14 protein-coding genes are annotated in these 16,777 nt (G+C 61.9%); 10 read left to right on the forward strand and 4 right to left on the reverse strand.

Features of this window, described 5'->3' with window-relative positions:
- Positions 1–19 precede the first annotated feature (19 nt).
- Positions 20–835: a posphoenolpyruvate synthetase regulatory kinase/phosphorylase PpsR gene (ppsR, locus tag JNB89_RS26935; RefSeq protein ID WP_013338896.1), complete on the reverse strand. Its 816-nt coding sequence runs from the start codon at positions 833–835 to the stop codon at positions 20–22.
- Between the two features lie 551 nt (positions 836–1,386).
- Here ppsR and ppsA point away from each other — a divergent pair.
- From ppsA to JNB89_RS26950, 3 genes are all read left to right on the forward strand, one after another.
- The gene (gene ppsA, locus JNB89_RS26940) at positions 1,387–3,792 is read left to right on the forward strand and encodes a phosphoenolpyruvate synthase (RefSeq protein WP_013338897.1); all 2,406 of its coding nucleotides are present in this window, start codon (positions 1,387–1,389) and stop codon (positions 3,790–3,792) included.
- Between the two features lie 165 nt (positions 3,793–3,957).
- Positions 3,958–4,413: an NfeD family protein gene (locus JNB89_RS26945; RefSeq protein ID WP_220364221.1), complete on the forward strand. Its 456-nt coding sequence runs from the start codon at positions 3,958–3,960 to the stop codon at positions 4,411–4,413.
- Between the two features lie 52 nt (positions 4,414–4,465).
- On the forward strand, positions 4,466–5,398 hold the full coding sequence (locus tag JNB89_RS26950; RefSeq protein ID WP_220364222.1) for an SPFH domain-containing protein: 933 nt from the start codon (positions 4,466–4,468) through the stop codon (positions 5,396–5,398).
- Positions 5,399–5,736: 338 nt separating this feature from the next.
- On the opposite strand, the gene smpB is transcribed toward JNB89_RS26950, so the two are convergent.
- Positions 5,737–6,183: an SsrA-binding protein SmpB gene (smpB, locus tag JNB89_RS26955; RefSeq protein ID WP_013338900.1), complete on the reverse strand. Its 447-nt coding sequence runs from the start codon at positions 6,181–6,183 to the stop codon at positions 5,737–5,739.
- A gap of 100 nt (positions 6,184–6,283) precedes the next feature.
- Here smpB and JNB89_RS26960 point away from each other — a divergent pair, with 100 nt between their 5' ends.
- Complete coding sequence (locus JNB89_RS26960; RefSeq protein ID WP_013338901.1) at positions 6,284–6,721, forward strand: type II toxin-antitoxin system RatA family toxin; 438 nt, start codon at positions 6,284–6,286, stop codon at positions 6,719–6,721.
- The gene (locus tag JNB89_RS26965; RefSeq protein WP_220364223.1) at positions 6,718–7,050 is read left to right on the forward strand and encodes an RnfH family protein; all 333 of its coding nucleotides are present in this window, start codon (positions 6,718–6,720) and stop codon (positions 7,048–7,050) included. Before JNB89_RS26960 ends, JNB89_RS26965 begins: the two co-directional genes overlap by 4 nt.
- Before the next feature lie 78 nt (positions 7,051–7,128).
- Here JNB89_RS26965 and JNB89_RS26970 read toward each other — a convergent pair whose 3' ends face one another.
- The gene (locus JNB89_RS26970) at positions 7,129–8,106 is read right to left on the reverse strand and encodes a DMT family transporter (protein WP_220364224.1); all 978 of its coding nucleotides are present in this window, start codon (positions 8,104–8,106) and stop codon (positions 7,129–7,131) included.
- A 248-nt stretch (positions 8,107–8,354) separates the two neighbouring features.
- Here JNB89_RS26970 and guaB point away from each other — a divergent pair, with 248 nt between their 5' ends.
- The 4 genes from guaB (at position 8,355) to JNB89_RS26990 (ending at position 14,033) form a co-directional block, all read left to right on the forward strand.
- On the forward strand, positions 8,355–9,815 hold the full coding sequence (gene guaB / locus JNB89_RS26975) for an IMP dehydrogenase (RefSeq protein ID WP_013338904.1): 1,461 nt from the start codon (positions 8,355–8,357) through the stop codon (positions 9,813–9,815).
- 6 nt (positions 9,816–9,821) lie between these two features.
- Complete coding sequence (locus tag JNB89_RS26980) at positions 9,822–10,676, forward strand: hypothetical protein (protein WP_220364225.1); 855 nt, start codon at positions 9,822–9,824, stop codon at positions 10,674–10,676.
- Positions 10,677–10,922: 246 nt separating this feature from the next.
- On the forward strand, positions 10,923–12,506 hold the full coding sequence (gene guaA / locus JNB89_RS26985; protein ID WP_013338906.1) for a glutamine-hydrolyzing GMP synthase: 1,584 nt from the start codon (positions 10,923–10,925) through the stop codon (positions 12,504–12,506).
- A gap of 222 nt (positions 12,507–12,728) precedes the next feature.
- Positions 12,729–14,033 (forward strand): tyrosine-type recombinase/integrase, encoded by a 1,305-nt coding sequence (locus JNB89_RS26990; RefSeq protein WP_220364226.1) that lies wholly within the window; start codon positions 12,729–12,731, stop codon positions 14,031–14,033.
- Between the two features lie 627 nt (positions 14,034–14,660).
- On the opposite strand, the gene JNB89_RS26995 is transcribed toward JNB89_RS26990, so the two are convergent.
- Complete coding sequence (locus JNB89_RS26995) at positions 14,661–15,107, reverse strand: carboxymuconolactone decarboxylase family protein (RefSeq protein ID WP_035976122.1); 447 nt, start codon at positions 15,105–15,107, stop codon at positions 14,661–14,663.
- A gap of 161 nt (positions 15,108–15,268) precedes the next feature.
- Between JNB89_RS26995 and JNB89_RS27000 the strand changes: the two genes are divergently transcribed.
- Entirely contained in the window at positions 15,269–16,711 is a 1,443-nt protein-coding gene (locus JNB89_RS27000; protein WP_045552386.1) for a PLP-dependent aminotransferase family protein, read from the forward strand.
- Positions 16,712–16,777 lie beyond the last annotated feature (66 nt).

Here is a 16,777-nt window from a genome sequence, read left to right on the forward strand (position 1 = left end):
CCCCCGGCCCCCACGCCGCTCAATAAGACGGCCGATCCAGCTTGATTTCCTGCAGGATCGTGGTCGCGATCTCCTCGATCGACTTGTGCGTGGACGACAGCCACTTGATCCCTTCGCGACGCATCATCGCTTCGGCTTCATTGATCTCGTAGCGGCAGTTTTCCGGCGCCGCATACTTGCTGCCGGGCCGGCGCTCGTTGCGGATTTCCGAAAGCCGCTGCGGATCGATCGAAAGGCCGAACATTTTTTGCCTGTGCGCCAATAGCGGCGTGGGCAGCTTGCCGCGCTCGAAGTCTTCCGGAATCAGCGGATAGTTCGCCGCTTTCACGCCGTATTGCATCGCGAGGTAGAGACTGGTCGGCGTCTTGCCGCTGCGCGACACCCCCACGAGGATCACGTCGGCATCCGCGAGATTGCGATTTGACTGGCCGTCGTCGTGCGCGAGCGAGAAGTTGATCGCTTCAATCCGGTTCTTGTACTCCTCGGTATCCGCATTCTGGTGGCCGCGTCCCATCGCGTGGCTCGACTTCAGTTCCAGTTCCTGTTCGAGCGGCTCGACGAAGGTCTGAAACATGTCGAGCACGAGCGCATTCGAGCCCTTGACGATCTGATTCGACGCACTGTCGACAAGCGTCGTGAAGACGATTGGACGGCGCCCGTCCTGCTGGATCGCTTCATTGATCTTTTCTAGCGTGGCGTAAGCCTTTTCGGTCGAGTCGACAAAAGGCACGCGAACCAGGCGGAATTTCTGGTCGAACTGGGAGAGGATCGAATGCGCGAAGGTTTCGGCAGTGATCCCGGTACCGTCGGAGACGATGAATACGGTGGGCGGCATCAGTGGGGCAGGGAACGTGAGCGGCAAAAAGCGCTCGAATGGAACATGGCTGCTTCGACCTCGCTGCGCGGCGATGGGTTGCCGCGGGCGGCGTCAATGCAGCGCGCCTTGGGCACCGCTACTGCACCAGCACGGGCCGGGGACTCTCTGACGGCATTGAAAGAGCGCCAAGGCACGTTCGGGCGCGATTCGAGGCGCATTTCTCGTCCGACAGTCACATTTGGAGAGTCAGCACGGTAGAATAGCGGCAACCTGTTGGATAAGCAATTGCAGGCGATTGGCGTCTAACTTACCGCGAACGGTCGTTCATCGCGATGTTATCCGGCGTCAAACTGAGCAGAAAGCGGTGCAATCGCCGCTAAATCCGTTCATTCGTCTGCTTCGTCGCACTTTGGGTACGGCCTCGCGTGTCGCCCGGTCGCGCACGCGTCGCAAGCAGGCGATTGCTTCTCCAACAGGTTGTGCAAGACGCGCGATCACGCTTCCAATGAGCGCCGCGCGTTCGAGCCCACTTGCACAGCCGTGAATTTCTTTCACACTTAGGGGCTTGTATGACTAACGCAGTTACCGTCGCAAAGGATAAGGCGTATGTAGTACCGTTCGAGCAGTTGCGGATGACCGATGTGGAAATTGTCGGCGGCAAGAACGCGTCGCTTGGCGAGATGATCAGTCAGCTCGCCGAAGCGGGCGTGCGCGTGCCGACCGGTTTCGCCACGACGGCACTGGCTTTCCGCGACTTCCTGCATCACAACAACCTGACCGAACGCATCGCCCAACGTCTCGAGACGCTCGACGTCGACGACGTGAAGGCGCTTGCCGAAGCGGGCAAGGAGATCCGTCGGTGGATCGTCGAGGCGCCGCTGCAGCCCAAGCTCGAGGCGGACATTCGCGCGGCCTTCGACGCGTTGCAGAACAGCTCGCCTGAAGAGCTGTCGTTCGCCGTGCGTTCGTCGGCCACGGCGGAAGACCTGCCGGACGCATCGTTCGCGGGCCAGCAGGAAAGCTACCTCAACGTGGTCGGCATCGAAGACGTGCTCGACCGCATGAAGCACGTGTTCGCGTCGCTCTACAACGACCGCGCCATTTCCTATCGCGTCCACAAAGGCTTCACGCATGCTGAAGTCGCGTTGTCGGCGGGCGTGCAGCGCATGGTGCGCTCGGACGTGGGCGCAGCCGGCGTCATGTTCACGCTGGACACCGAATCGGGCTTCAAGGACGCCGTCTTCATCACGTCGAGCTATGGTCTGGGCGAAACCGTCGTGCAGGGCGCGGTGAATCCGGACGAGTTCTACGTCTACAAGACCACGCTCGCGCAGGGCAAGTACCCGATCATCCGCCGCTCGATCGGCTCCAAGCTCATCAAGATGGAGTTCACGAAGGCCGGCGAAGAAGGCCGCGTGAAGACCGTCGACGTGCCGCACGAACAGCGCAACCGTTTCTCGATTACGGACGCAGACGTGATCGAGCTCGCCAAATACGCGGTCATCATCGAAAAGCACTACGAGCGTCCGATGGACATCGAGTGGGGCAAGGACGGCCGCGACGGCAAGATCTTCATCCTCCAGGCGCGTCCGGAAACGGTGAAGAGCCAGGCTACCGGCAAAGCCGAGCAGCGCTTCAAGCTCAAGGGCCAGTCGAACGTGCTCGCCACCGGTCGCGCGATCGGCCAGAAGATCGGCGCCGGCCCCGTGCGCGTGATTCACGATCCGTCGGAAATGGACCGCGTGCAGCCGGGTGACGTGCTGGTCGCCGACATGACCGACCCGAACTGGGAACCGGTGATGAAGCGCGCGTCCGCAATCGTCACGAATCGTGGCGGCCGTACCTGCCACGCCGCGATCATCGCGCGTGAACTGGGCGTGCCGGCCGTGGTCGGCTGCGGCGACGCGACGGACGTGCTGAAGGACGGCGCGCTCGTCACGGTGTCGTGCGCGGAAGGCGACGAGGGCAAGATCTACGACGGTCTGCTCGAAACGGAAATCACCGAAGTGCAGCGCGGCGAACTGCCGCCGATTCCGGTGAAGATCATGATGAACGTCGGCAACCCGCAACTGGCTTTCGACTTCTCGCAACTGCCGAACGCAGGCGTGGGTCTCGCGCGTCTCGAGTTCATCATCAACAACAACATCGGCGTTCACCCGAAGGCGATTCTCGAGTATCCGAACGTCGACCAGGACCTGAAGAAAGCCGTGGAAAGCGTCGCTCGCGGTCATGCCTCGCCGCGCGCGTTCTACGTCGACAAGCTGACCGAAGGCATTGCCACGATTGCCGCGGCGTTCTATCCGAAGCCCGTGATCGTGCGTCTGTCGGACTTCAAGTCGAACGAGTACAAGAAGCTGATCGGCGGTTCGCGCTACGAGCCGGACGAAGAAAACCCGATGCTCGGCTTCCGCGGCGCGTCGCGCTACATCGCCGAAGACTTCGCCGAGGCGTTCCAGATGGAATGCGTCGCGCTGAAGAAAGTGCGCGAAGAGATGGGCCTCGACAACGTCGAGATCATGGTGCCGTTCGTGCGCACGCTCAAGCAGGCGGAGCGCGTGGTCGGGCTGCTGGAGAAGTTCGGCCTGAAGCGCGGCGAGCACGGCCTGCGTCTCATCATGATGTGCGAAGTGCCGTCGAACGCGATTCTCGCCGAAGAGTTCCTGCAATACTTCGACGGCTTTTCGATCGGTTCGAACGACCTGACGCAGCTCACGCTCGGCCTCGACCGCGACTCGGGCATGGAACTGCTCGCAGTCGATTTCGACGAGCGCGATCCGGCGGTCAAGTTCATGCTCAAGCGCGCAATCGAAACGTGCCTGCGCCTGAACAAGTATGTCGGTATTTGCGGTCAGGGTCCGTCGGACCATCCGGATTTCGCGCAATGGCTGACCGACGAAGGCATCAAGTCGATCTCGCTGAACCCTGACACGATCATCGAGACGTGGCAGCAACTGGCGAAATCGTCGACGAAGTAAGCGCAGTGCGTGCCGCGTCCCAAGCGGCACGCATAACCAAAGTGCGGCAGATCAAAGGCATATGAAGGCGTGCGGACCGGCGCCTTCCACTGCCGGTTTTTCGGCTGCGCTTCGTGCTATAAACACCCCGGTAGATCCGGGGTGTTTTGCTTTGTGGAGGTCGACGTGGCGCCAGGTGGATTGTTCTGGTGGGTAGCAGCGGGCGTGCTGGTCGTGCTGGAATTGCTCAGCGGCACGTTCTATCTGCTGATGATCGCGCTGGGTTGCGTGGCGGCGGCCATTGCGCACATCGCGGGCGCTACGGCCGACGTGCAGTTCGCCGTCGCCGCGGTGGTCGCGCTGGCGGCCGTGCTCCTGTTGAGGCGTTCGCGCTTTGGCCGCAGGCCGCGCAAGGAGGCGTCGAAGAATCCCGACGTCAATCTGGACATCGGGCAGACGCTGACGGTGCCGGCATGGGACCAGCGCCGCGCGCGCGTCAACTATCGCGGCGCGCAATGGGACGTGGAACTCGCGCCTGGCGAGCCCGAAGACGCGCAGGTCTACGAGATCACGGAGTTGCGCGGCAGTTGTCTTGTCGTCGCGGCAAAGCAGACAGCGAGACACCACGCCAGACCGCTCTGAGCGTCGCAAATTCGCCAATTTAATTAAACGAACTAAAGGTTGGAGGGCGTAAATGGATTCGACCATTGTCGGGGCGATGCTGCTTGTCATCGTCATCCTGCTGGCGGCGCAGACCATCAAGATCGTGCCGCAGCAGCATGCGTGGGTGCTGGAGCGGCTGGGCCGCTATCACCGCACGCTCACGCCGGGCCTGAGCTTCGTGTTCCCGTTCGTCGACCGTATCGCGTACAAGCACATCCTCAAGGAAATTCCGCTCGAAGTGCCGAGCCAGGTTTGCATCACGCGCGACAACACGCAGTTGCAGGTGGACGGCGTACTGTATTTCCAGGTCACGGATCCGATGAAGGCGTCGTATGGATCGAGCAACTTCGTGTTCGCAATCACGCAGTTGTCGCAGACCACGCTGCGCTCGGTGATCGGCAAGCTCGAGCTCGACAAGACCTTCGAGGAGCGCGACTTCATCAACCACAGCATCGTGTCCGCGCTCGACGAAGCGGCCGCCAACTGGGGCGTCAAAGTCCTGCGTTACGAGATAAAAGATCTGACGCCGCCCAAGGAAATCCTTCACGCGATGCAGGCGCAAATTACCGCCGAGCGTGAGAAGCGTGCGTTGATCGCCGCTTCGGAAGGGCGCAAGCAGGAGCAGATCAACATTGCGTCCGGCGGGCGGGAGGCGGCAATCCAGAAGTCCGAAGGCGAGCGGCAGGCGGCGATCAATCAGGCGCAAGGTCAGGCCGCTGCGATTCTTGCGGTTGCCGACGCGAATTCGCAGGCCATTCAGAAGATTGCCGCTGCGATCCAGTCGAACGGCGGCATGGAGGCGGTCAATCTGAAGGTGGCCGAGCAATATGTGAATGCGTTCGGCAATCTGGCCAAGCAGGGCACGACGCTGATCGTGCCAGGCAATCTCGCGGATATGAGTTCGATGATCGCATCGGCGCTGGCCATCGTGAACAAGGGCAAGGGCGTGCCTGACGCGCGCTGAGCGCTTGTGCGTGCGGCGTCTGCGCCGTTTGCGTAGTGGTTCCCCGCGCCTGCCCGGCAGCCTCTAAGCGTTTGCGCCGCGACGCAGCTTGCCCGGCCCTAACAAAAAGAATGGCCCGCATGGTTGAAGTGCGGGCCTTTTTCGATGCGGGTTGTGAAGCAGCGCAAGCAGCACAAGCAGCGCTCAGGCGCTCGGACCAGGTGCGGCATAAGCACGCAAATACGCGCACAAACAGGCACACAAACAGCCGCATAAACAGGCACACAAACAGCCACACAAGAAGGCCCACGAAACAGCACGCGCCGCCTGCCTTGCACCCCCACAGCCAGGTTCGATTATCAGGTAGGCGAGCGCATCAAGCGCGCCTTTTCGCGCTCCCAGTCGCGCTTTTTCTCGGTTTCGCGTTTGTCATGCAGCTTCTTGCCCTTGGCGAGCCCGATCTCGCATTTGACGCGGCCGCCTTTGTAGTGAAAGTTCAGCGGCACGAGCGTGTAGCCGCGCTGCTCGACCTTGCCGATCAGCTTGCTGATTTCTTCGCTATGCAAAAGGAGCTTGCGCGTGCGGACCGGGTCGGGCTTGATGTGGGTCGAGGCTTCGGGCAGCGGGCTGATGTGCGTGCCGATCAGAAACAGCTCGCCGTTCTTGATCACGACGTAGCCTTCCTTGATCTGGCCGCGCCCGGCGCGCAGCGCCTTGACCTCCCATCCTTCGAGCACGAGTCCTGCCTCATAGCGTTCTTCGATCGAGTAATCGAAGAACGCTTTTCTGTTGTCGATGATGCTCATGAATGGAAAGTGCCCAACTCGTTTAAAATCACGATTTTAGCAAAGCGGGGCAAGGAAAGCCCGCGGCGCCCGTCCACCCTTGCCACGCGCTGTTCAATTTATGGCAGATGTCCAGAAAACCGTGTTGATTCGCCATTCGGCGGAACAGATGTTCGACCTCGTCACCGATGTCGCCGATTACCCGAACTTCCTGCCCTGGTGCGGCGGAGTGGAGATTCGTCATCGGGACGAAACCAGCATGGAGGCGAAGATCGACATCAACTTCAAGGGCATCAAGCAGCACTTTGCGACGCGCAACAGCATGGAGCGGCCCACGCGCATCGACATGGAATTCGCAGACGGGCCGTTTCGCAAGTTCACCGGTTTCTGGCGCTTCACGCCGTTGCGCGCCGACGCCTGCAAGATAGAGTTCGCGCTGCACTACGAGTTCACCAACATCCTGCTCGAGAAGATCATTGGGCCGGTGTTCAATCACATTGCCAATACTTTCGTCGAATCTTTCGTCAAGCGCGCGGATCAGCGCTACGGCAAGGCATGAGCGCGCGTCTGTCGGTCCAGGTCTGCTATGCGCTCGCGAGCGAGCAGGCTCTCATCACCGTCGAATTGCCGGCGGGCGCCACGCTCGCGCAGGCCATCGAGGCGAGCGGCATTCTGGCGCGTTACCCTCAAATCGACTTGGGTACGCAAAAAGTGGGCGTTTTCGGCAAGCTGAAGCCGCTCGACACCGTGCTCGCCGACCACGACCGCGTCGAGATTTACCGGCCGCTGCTGGTGGACCCGAAGGTGTCGCGGCAGCGTCGTGTCGAGAAAAGCCGCAAGGCGGGCTCGATCGAAGGGCGCCGCTGGCTGAACAAGGACTCGCGCTAGCGGTTCGCCGGCGCCGGTGTTCGGCCGGGGCGCTCGCTGCTGGCCGCGAGTGGCCTCGTTACGGCGGCGTGGCTCGCCTTACGGCGCCGATCCCTGCGCCTTTTCTCTGACGCGTGCCGTGCCGCCGGCATCGTCGTCCGCATGCTGGCGCACCGACCAGCAGACACCGCCCACCAGCAACAGAATTGCCGCAATTTCCAGCGGCCGCGGCAGACGCGCGTCGTAGATGAACGCGTAGAGCAGCGCGAACAGCGTTTCGAACACGATCAGCTGCCCCGAAAGCGTAAGCGGCAGCCGCTTGGAGGCAGCATTCCACAGGCTGTTGCCAAGCCATGACGCGCCAATTGCAAGCCCCAGATTCAGCAGCCAGAAACTGTGCCAGCGGCTTGCTGCAAGTTCGCCCTGCGGGCTGCCGGGCGGCAGCGCGGCAGTGACCAGCCAGAGCGCCGCGCCGAGCATGCCCGTCACGACGCCCCACAGCACCGACCACTCGTTGGCGCTGAAATGGGTCTGCCGTTGCAGATAGCGTGTGTTTTCAACCGCAAACCAGGTCCAGCAGCCGAGTGCGCCGACGGCGCAGGCAAGGCCGACGAGGCGGGTGGCGACGCTCGCGGAAACGGCCTCTGCGGCAGTAAACACGTCGATATTGATACAGCCAATGCCCGCCATCACCATGGCTAGCGGCCACGCGAGGCGGGCGAGCGGCACCGCGCCGCGATCGCCGCGGCCCATGAGCGTGACGGTGACGGGCAGCACGCCGACAATCAGCGAGGCCGGCGCGATGCCGACCAGATGGACCGCCGCGGTCAGCAGCAGGTAATACAGAAGATTGCCGGCCAGCGCGAGCTTGACGAGCGCGACGAGGTCTTCGCGCGTGAGCCGCTTGACGAGCGAGCGCGCCACAGGCAGGGCGGCCGCCAAAGAAACCACGCCGTACATGGTGTAGCGGCCGGCGGACAGCAACAGCGGCGAAAAGTCCGGCAACACCCGCGGAACCAGAAAAACCATACCCCAAAGGGCTCCGGCGATGACGCCATATGCCACACCGCGCTGCATCGACTGCTCCTGCGAGAAAAACGGGAATGGTGCGCAGCGTAGCCGGTCGGGGGCGCGGGCGTCTTGTTTGATCCTGCATTCGGGCCCGAGCAAACGAAACGCGATCGAACGCAAGGCGAACCGCGAAGCGAAATCGACGGGTGGCAAGCCACGAAAAAAAGCGCCCGAAATTCGCTAAGCTGCTGTTCGCGCAGTGAAAAGCGGGGAGGTATCGCGTATAATTCGCTTTTGCGCCTATAGGATTTGCCATGCGTCTGATCCAAACAGCACTCACGTTCGATGACGTGCTTCTCGTCCCGGCCTTCTCCGATGTTTTGCCGCGCGACACCAGCCTCAAGACCCGGCTGACCCGCAACATCTCCCTGAATATGCCGCTCGTGTCCGCCGCCATGGACACCGTCACCGAAGCCCGCCTCGCCATTGCAATGGCGCAAATGGGCGGCGTCGGCATCATCCACAAGAACCTGACGGTTGCCGAGCAGGCGCGTGAAGTTGCCAAGGTCAAGCGTTTCGAGTCCGGCGTGGTGCGCGACCCGATCACGGTGCCGCCGCAAATGAAGGTGCGCGACGTGATCGCGCTGTCGCACCAGCATGGCATTTCCGGCTTCCCGGTGGTGGAAGGCACGCAACTGATCGGTATCGTGACCAACCGCGACCTGCGCTTCGAAGAGCGTCTGGACGAGCCGGTGCGCAACATCATGACGCCGCGCGAGCGTCTCGTGACGGTAAAGGAAGGCACGTCGCTCGCCGAGGCGAAGGCGCTCATGCACAGCCACCGCCTCGAGCGCGTGCTCGTCATCAACGACGCATTCGAGCTGCGCGGCCTGATGACGGTGAAAGACATCACCAAGCAGACCGAGCACCCGGACGCCTGTAAAGACGAGCACGGCAAGCTGCGCGCGGGCGCGGCAGTGGGCGTCGGCGCGGACAACGAAGAGCGCGTGGAACAGCTGGTGCAGGCGGGCGTGGACGTGATCGTGGTCGACACCGCGCACGGCCACAGCAAGGGCGTGCTCGAGCGCGTGCGCTGGGTCAAGCAGAACTTCCCGCATGTCGAGGTGATCGGCGGCAACATCGCCACCGCGGCGGCGGCAAGGGCACTCGTCGAATACGGCGCAGACGGCGTGAAGGTCGGCATCGGCCCCGGCTCTATCTGCACGACGCGTATCGTTGCCGGCGTCGGCGTGCCGCAGGTCACGGCCATCGCGAACGTGTCCGAGGCGTTGCGCGGCACCGGCGTGCCGGTTATCGCCGACGGCGGCGTGCGTTTCTCGGGTGACGTCAGCAAGGCGCTCGCCGCAGGCGCGAATGCCGTGATGATGGGCAGCATGTTCGCCGGCACCGAAGAAGCGCCGGGCGACGTGTTCCTGTATCAGGGTCGCCAGTACAAGTCGTACCGCGGCATGGGCTCGGTCGGCGCGATGAAGGACGGCGCGGCGGACCGCTACTTCCAGGACAACTCGGCGAACATCGACAAGCTGGTGCCGGAAGGTATCGAAGGGCGCGTGGCCTACAAGGGCTCGGTCAACGCGATCCTGTTCCAGCTGATCGGCGGTGTGCGCGCGAGCATGGGCTACTGCGGCTGCCGCACGATCGCCGAAATGAACGAAAAGGCGGAATTCGTGCAGATCACCGGCGCGGGCTTGCGCGAGTCGCACGTGCACGACGTTCAGATCACCAAGGAAGCGCCCAACTACCACGTGGACTAAACGCCAATGAAGCCATTGCTGCGCGCTGTACTCGTCGTCGATGCGTTGTTGCTGCTCGCCTTCGGCGTGCTGTTCCTGCTCACTCCATGGACTTCGTTGTACGACGCGCTGCAACTGGTGCAAACGCAGCCGGCTCTGGCCGGCCAGGCGTTCGGCGTTGCGCTGCTCGGGCTGGCGTGGCTTGCGCTGCATGCTGCAATCGACGGCGCGCTGACCTCGCCGGTGGCAAGGACGGTCGGCCACGTGAACTGGCTGACCGGCGTGCTGATGCTGGTGTGGCTGCTCGGGCTGCACACGCCGGCGCTGACCGGCTTTGGGCAGATCGTCGCGGTGCTCACCGGTGTCGTGCTGCTGGTGCTGGGGCTGGGCGGCGTGCGTTTGTCGGCCGCGGTGCGCCGGCGCGAAAAGCTGCGTGTGGCTGAAGCCGCCGCGGCCGAGCGCGCCGACCGGCAAGCTGCCAAAGACGCAGAGAAGAACGCGGCAAACCGCGAGGCGAACCGTCGGGAGCCGGTCGTGCCGGCTACGGCGGGGTTTCCGGTGTATCACGCCGAGCCGGTAACGGAACCGGCCATTGTGCCGCCGGTTGCTTCCGCTGCCGCTCCAGTGGTCGATTCAGCCGGCAGGCCGGTCGTGCCGCCCGTCACGGCTGCCACGGCTGCTCCGGCCACGCATGCGGTGCCCACGGCGTCGCAAGCGCGGCCGGTCAATCCCGCGACCTCGGCGCCATTGCATGCAAGCACGGGCGAAGCGCTGAGCCCGTCGGAGCGGGCGGCACGGGCAGAAGCCGCCGCGGCGCGCGACGACGCTCGCGATGCCGCCGCCGACTCGCCGCATGCGCCCCGGCCCCCGTTTCATGGTTGAGCCGCGGCGCGCCACTCGTCTGCTGAAGCAACCGCAGTCCGCATGCGCCCGGCGCAGACAGGCCGCCGCGGTGGTGGTGCGAGGCGGCGTGAACGTAGGGCCGGCAGCGTCCGGCTTCGTGAGTCGCCGCCGCGTTTCACCGCTGCAAGTCCCGGCCATTCGTTGCCGCATGGACCGCTTTGAATTCAACGCCGCGCTGTATGCGCGGCATTCCGTATCCGCTCACTTTTGACATCGTCCGCTGCCATGCACGACAAGATCCTGATTCTCGACTTCGGTTCGCAAGTCACCCAACTGATTGCACGTCGCGTTCGCGAAGCCAACGTGTATTCGGAAATCCATCCGTATGACGTCGATGCCTCGTTTATCCGCGACTTCGCGCCGAAGGGCGTGATCCTGTCCGGTGGCCCGAGCTCGGTCACCGAAACCGACACGCCGCGCGTCCCGCAGGTGGTCTTCGAGCTTGGCGTGCCGGTGCTCGGCATCTGTTACGGCATGCAGGCAATGGCCGAGCAGCTCGGCGGCAAGGTCGACATCGGCCATTTGCGCGAGTTCGGTTACGCCGAAGTGCGCGCGCGCAACCACACGAGTCTGCTCGAAGGCATCAGCGACTTCACGACGCCGGAAGGCCACGGCATGCTGAAGGTGTGGATGAGCCACGGCGACAAGGTGCTGGAAATGCCGCCGGGCTTCGCGCTGATGGCATCCACGGAATCGTGCCCGATCGCCGCGATGGCCGACGAGGCGCGCCGTTTCTACGGCCTGCAATGGCACCCGGAAGTCACGCACACGCTGCAAGGCCGCGCGATGCTCGAGCGTTTCGTCCTGCAGATTTGCGGCGCGAAGGCCGACTGGGAAATGGGCCATTACATCGACGAGGCGGTTGCGAAGATTCGCGAGCAGGTCGGCAACGAGCATGTGATTCTCGGCTTGTCGGGCGGCGTGGACTCTTCGGTCGCGGCGGCGCTGCTGCATCGCGCGATTGGCGATCAGCTTACGTGCGTATTCGTCGATCATGGTCTGCTGCGTCTGAACGAAGCTGAGCAGGTCATGGCTACCTTTGCGGATCACCTGGGCGTGAAGGTCATTCACGTCGACGCAAGCGACGTGTTCCTGCGCAAGCTGGAAGGCGTGACCGATCCGGAAGCCAAGCGCAAGATTATCGGCGCAGAATTCGTCGAAGTGTTCCAGACAGAAGCCGGCAAGCTGACCGACGCAAAATGGCTCGCGCAAGGCACGATCTATCCGGACGTGATCGAGTCGGCGGGCAAGGGCAAGAAGGCGACGCAGACCATCAAGAGCCACCACAACGTGGGCGGCCTGCCGGAGACGCTGAATCTCAAGCTGCTCGAGCCGCTGCGCGAACTGTTCAAGGACGAAGTGCGCGAACTGGGCGTGAAACTCGGCTTGCCGCCGGCCATGGTGTATCGCCATCCGTTCCCGGGTCCGGGTCTGGGCGTGCGGATTCTCGGCGAAGTGAAGCGCGACTTTGCGGACCTGCTGCGTCGCGCGGACGCCATTTTCATCGAAACGCTGCGCACGTTCATCGACAAGGAAACCGGCAAGTCCTGGTACGACCTGACGAGCCAGGCGTTCGCGGTGTTTCTGCCGGTGAAGAGCGTCGGTGTGATGGGCGACGGGCGTACTTACGAGTACGTGGTCGCGTTGCGCGCGGTGCAGACGCTCGACTTCATGACCGCGCACTGGGCGCATCTGCCGCACGAGCTGCTGGGGCATGTGTCGAACCGGATCATCAATGAAGTGCGAGGGATCAATCGGGTGGTGTACGACATTTCGGGCAAGCCGCCGGCGACGATTGAGTGGGAGTAATTTAGGATCCTCTGCAGTGGTCTGCAGAGGTCCGTCGATTCCCTGATTTCCCACACAAAAACAAGGGTTTATCGACTATTTTGGTCCGCTGCCGTCCGTCGGCAGCATTCCGTCGCCGACGGTATGAGCGACGGTATAGCATCTTTCTCTGCAGACGATCCATTTTGATACCGTCACGGCGCGTGACGGTATCAAACACGGTATCAGTTCATGGAGGATTGCATGCTGACGGACCTCGAATTGCGGGCGCTCAGACCGACCGGCAGGATATACAAGGTCACGGATCAGCGTGGCCTGTACGTGGCGGTCACCTCGGCCGGAGCGGTGAGTTTTCGCTTCGACTATCGTCTGAATGGTCGCCGGGAGACCTTGGTCATTGGTCGCTACGATCCCGGGCTGCCAGCACGCGGCGCACGCGCTGCCGACGAACTTTCCTTTGGCATGTCGATGCGTCTTGCGGAAGCAAGATTGCTACTTGAGCGTGCTCGTCGGGAAGTGGAGCAGGGCGCCAGTCCGTCCAGAAGCAAGGTTGAAAAGCGCGTAGAAGCGGCCGACGCAATGACGTTCGGGAAATGGGCCGAAAAATACTTCTTGGAAGCCAAGCTCGCGGAGTCAACCCGCGCGATGAGGAAGTCGGTCTACGACCGGAATCTCGCAGCGGAGTTCGGGCGTCTAAAGCTCGAAGAGATCACATCTTCAAGACTCCTGATGAGGTGTGAGAAGATTAAGGAGCGGGGCGCGGCTGCACCTGCCGTTCAGGCGCGCGACATCGTCCTTCAGGTCTATCGTTTTGTGCAGGCGAGAGGGCTGAAGGTAGCCAATCCGGCAGAAGACATACGTCCCTCCGCTATCGCCACCTTCAAGCCGCGGGACCGGGCACTGACACCTGCGGAAATCCACGTGTTTTTCAAGGCTTTGGAGCGCACGCCCACGCTTCCCACGCTGCGTCTGGCCGTCAAGTTCATGCTTCTAACAATGGTGCGCAAGTCGGAATTCATTCTGGCAACGTGGGATGAAGTGGACTTCAATGCAGCGACCTGGACAATTCCGAAAGACCGTATGAAAGGTGGGCGTCCGCACAACGTTTATCTAAGCGAGCAGGCCCTGGACATTCTAGTTACTTTCAAGACGTGTTTTGGCGCGAGCTCGTACCTGCACCCTGGAAGATACGAACTAGAGCTGCCTATCAGCGCGGCCACGCTGAACCGTGTCATTGATAGCGCGGTCAGACTGATCCGTGAGAGTGGGACACCGGATTTCGAGTCCTTCTCGGTTCATGACTTGCGAAGAACGGCGAGCACTCAGTTGCATGAAGCCGGGTTCAACAGCGACTGGATAGAAAAATGTCTCGCACACGAACAGCGTGGGGTGCGCGCTGTGTACAACAAGGCCGAATATGCCGAGCAGCGAAGGGGAATGCTACAGACATGGGCTGAGATGCTTGACGGGTGGATCGTGAAGGACCCTGCAAAAGAGAATGGCGCAGGGGTACGACCGACCAGAAGTCCTTTGACGTCGACCGCGTAGGCGTTGTTCAGAACCAACTCGGGATCGTGAAAAGCTATACGGTATCGGGCGTAAAGGCTCTTTGCACAGCGAATTTGTTGATTTTTACCCGCAATTTACCCACAAAACCGCGATCGATGCGCGGGGACATGGCTTGGCCTGACGGTCCGCTCGAGGTTCGCGGGGTTGTCGACGCGTGAGAACCATCATGCCGACCGATCGAACCTTGTGCCGCGTGAAAGATGGAACTATCATTTTGCCGGTTTTATTTTTGGGGCATGGTCGGCTACAGCCTGATGCGCGACATACGATCCTGTAGCGCACGCATACAGGACGACGGGCAAGCGTCCGCCATAAACTGCCCTTCGATGTCGTCGTCCAGTTTCTATAGCCGAGGTCTCCCAGACCCTTACTCAACGACCGCTTCGCGGCGAGCAAATAACGGGTGACACTGCCTCGATCCGGCCATGAGCGGCCGGTCGAGGTCGTCGTCCAGTTTGGCTGACCGAGGCCTCGTCCGCCCTCGCTCAATGGCCGGTCTTCGGTGAGCAGATCGCAGGTGGCATTGCCTCCACGCGGCCCAGAAGCGGCCTGACGACACAGCGCGGATTTAGTTGGATAGCGTCGGCGTCCGATGCCTCTGTGAACTCACGTCCTGGCGGCGACCGGGAGTCGGAATGGGGCGCCGAGACGGTTGAAGGCGTTCATCGCGGCAATCGTTATCGTGAGGTCGACAAGTTCCTTCGGCGAGAACGCCGCCGAGGCCGCCGCATAGGCTTCATCTGAAGCATGCGTTTCACTGACGAGAGTCACCTCTTCGGCCCAAGCCAAGGCGGCGCGCTCCTGATCGGAGAACAGGTGCGGGACTTCGTCCCACACCGGCACCAGCGTCACCTTGTCGATGGACATGGTCTTTCTAAGATCGCGACTGTGCATATCGATGCAATGGGCACATCCGTTAATCTGTGAAACACGGAGGAACACGAGATGAATGAGTTCCTCGGGCAGGTTGGTGCTTTTGGTCACATAGTGATGGACACCGAAAAGCGCTTTTGCGCCGTCCGGTGCGATCTCGCTCCAGTTCAAGCGTGTCATCTTTGTCCTTTGCCGTTTGGCCATAAAATAACGTCTCTTGGGTCACGGTCGCGGGTTGGTTACTTCCCCTTCGCGCGTGACTCATGACATAACGCGACGTTACTAGCCCGAGATTACGGACAACAGGCCCAAGAATTGGCGAAATGACTGAGCCAAAGACTATGCCCACGCTTGCGATCGAGATAGACCGTACTGCGGCGGCGCCCGTTGGCGAGCAGATCTACGCGAGCCTCAGGCAAGCGATTGTCGACGGCCGTCTTCAACCCGGAAGACGGTTACCCTCTGGAAGGGATCTCGCTGCGCAGCTCGGCGTCGCGCGCGGAACGATTCTGGTGGCCTACGAGCGGCTGGCTTCCGAGAAGCTAGTGGTCGGCGCAGGCTCCGCCGGCACACGCGTCTGCGCGCAACTTCCTCCGGCGCCAACCGCGACCGAGATTCCGCTCGATGGGCCACTGGATGCCTTTACACGACCGTATTCGAGCGCGCCACTACCGTTCCAGATGGGCGTACCGGCTCACGATGCATTCCCCGCCAAGGTCTGGGCTCGAATGCGAGCGCGGGCTGTCCGTGCGGACGCAACCGGATACACGACCTACGCCGACCCTCGCGGCGAGCGCGACTTGCGCGCACAGATTGCCAGTCACCTGGCCATCAGCCGACAGATTCAATGCCATCCCGATCAAGTTATTGTGACCAGTGGATACCGTCACGGACTGATGCTTACACTGATCGCGCTCAGAGTTCACGGTCGCACCGCGTGGATCGAAGAACCGGGCTATCCGATCGGAAGGAAAGCTCTGGAGCTGGCGGGCCTTACGGTTGCCCCCATCTCCGTAGATGTCGAGGGATTACGTGTCGAGGAAGGCATCGCTCGTGCTGCGCATGCCGCGTTAGCGCTGGTCACGCCCGGCCAACATGCGCCGCTGGGCGTCGCCCTCTCGCCGATGAGAAGACGTGCCCTGCTCGAATGGGCTGAAGCAAAGGATGCCTGGATCATCGAAGATGACTACCTGGGCGAACTACAGTTGGTCGGACGGGCGGCGCCTGCCCTGGCTGCGGGTGATGGCGCGCAACGCGTGATCCACATCGGCGCATTCAGTAAGACAATCAGCCCCGCGCTGGGCCTCGGCTTCGTCGTCGCGCCGCGCGCACTGGCCGAACGCATTGTCGAAACAGTTTCAGTAATGGCACCCGCTCCGAATAGGACGACACAGCTGGCACTAACGGAGTTTCTCGCAGATGGGCACTTCATGCGCCACCTCCGACACATGAAGAAGGTCTACGCTGAGCGCCGCCATCTCGCTGTTGAACTGCTCAGAAAGCGATTCACGGAGGTCGTGGAATCGGGATTGGGGTTGATTGTCAAGTTGCCTAATGGCGTCGATGACCTGGAAATCGTTCATTCCGCGCGCAAGCAAAATCTTGCACCGTCAGCGCTGTCTGCGTGGTACCTGCGGACAGAGCTCGCGAGGAACGGCCTACTTTTGAGCGTAACGAATCTTCGGCCCGACAACATCCGTGCGGCGTGTGATGCGCTCGAAGCTGTTGTTTCAGCACGCATATCGCAACATCGAGGCGTCGGTGCAAGCCATCGTTTCTTTTGATCGGCTTGGAGGGACCGGTATTGAGAGCTTAGCGGTCATCCGTCTCAGCATATCTGCGCTCCACTT

The sequence above is a fragment of the Paraburkholderia phenoliruptrix genome (genome assembly GCF_019511605.1).
Classification (GTDB): domain Bacteria; phylum Pseudomonadota; class Gammaproteobacteria; order Burkholderiales; family Burkholderiaceae; genus Paraburkholderia; species Paraburkholderia phenoliruptrix_A.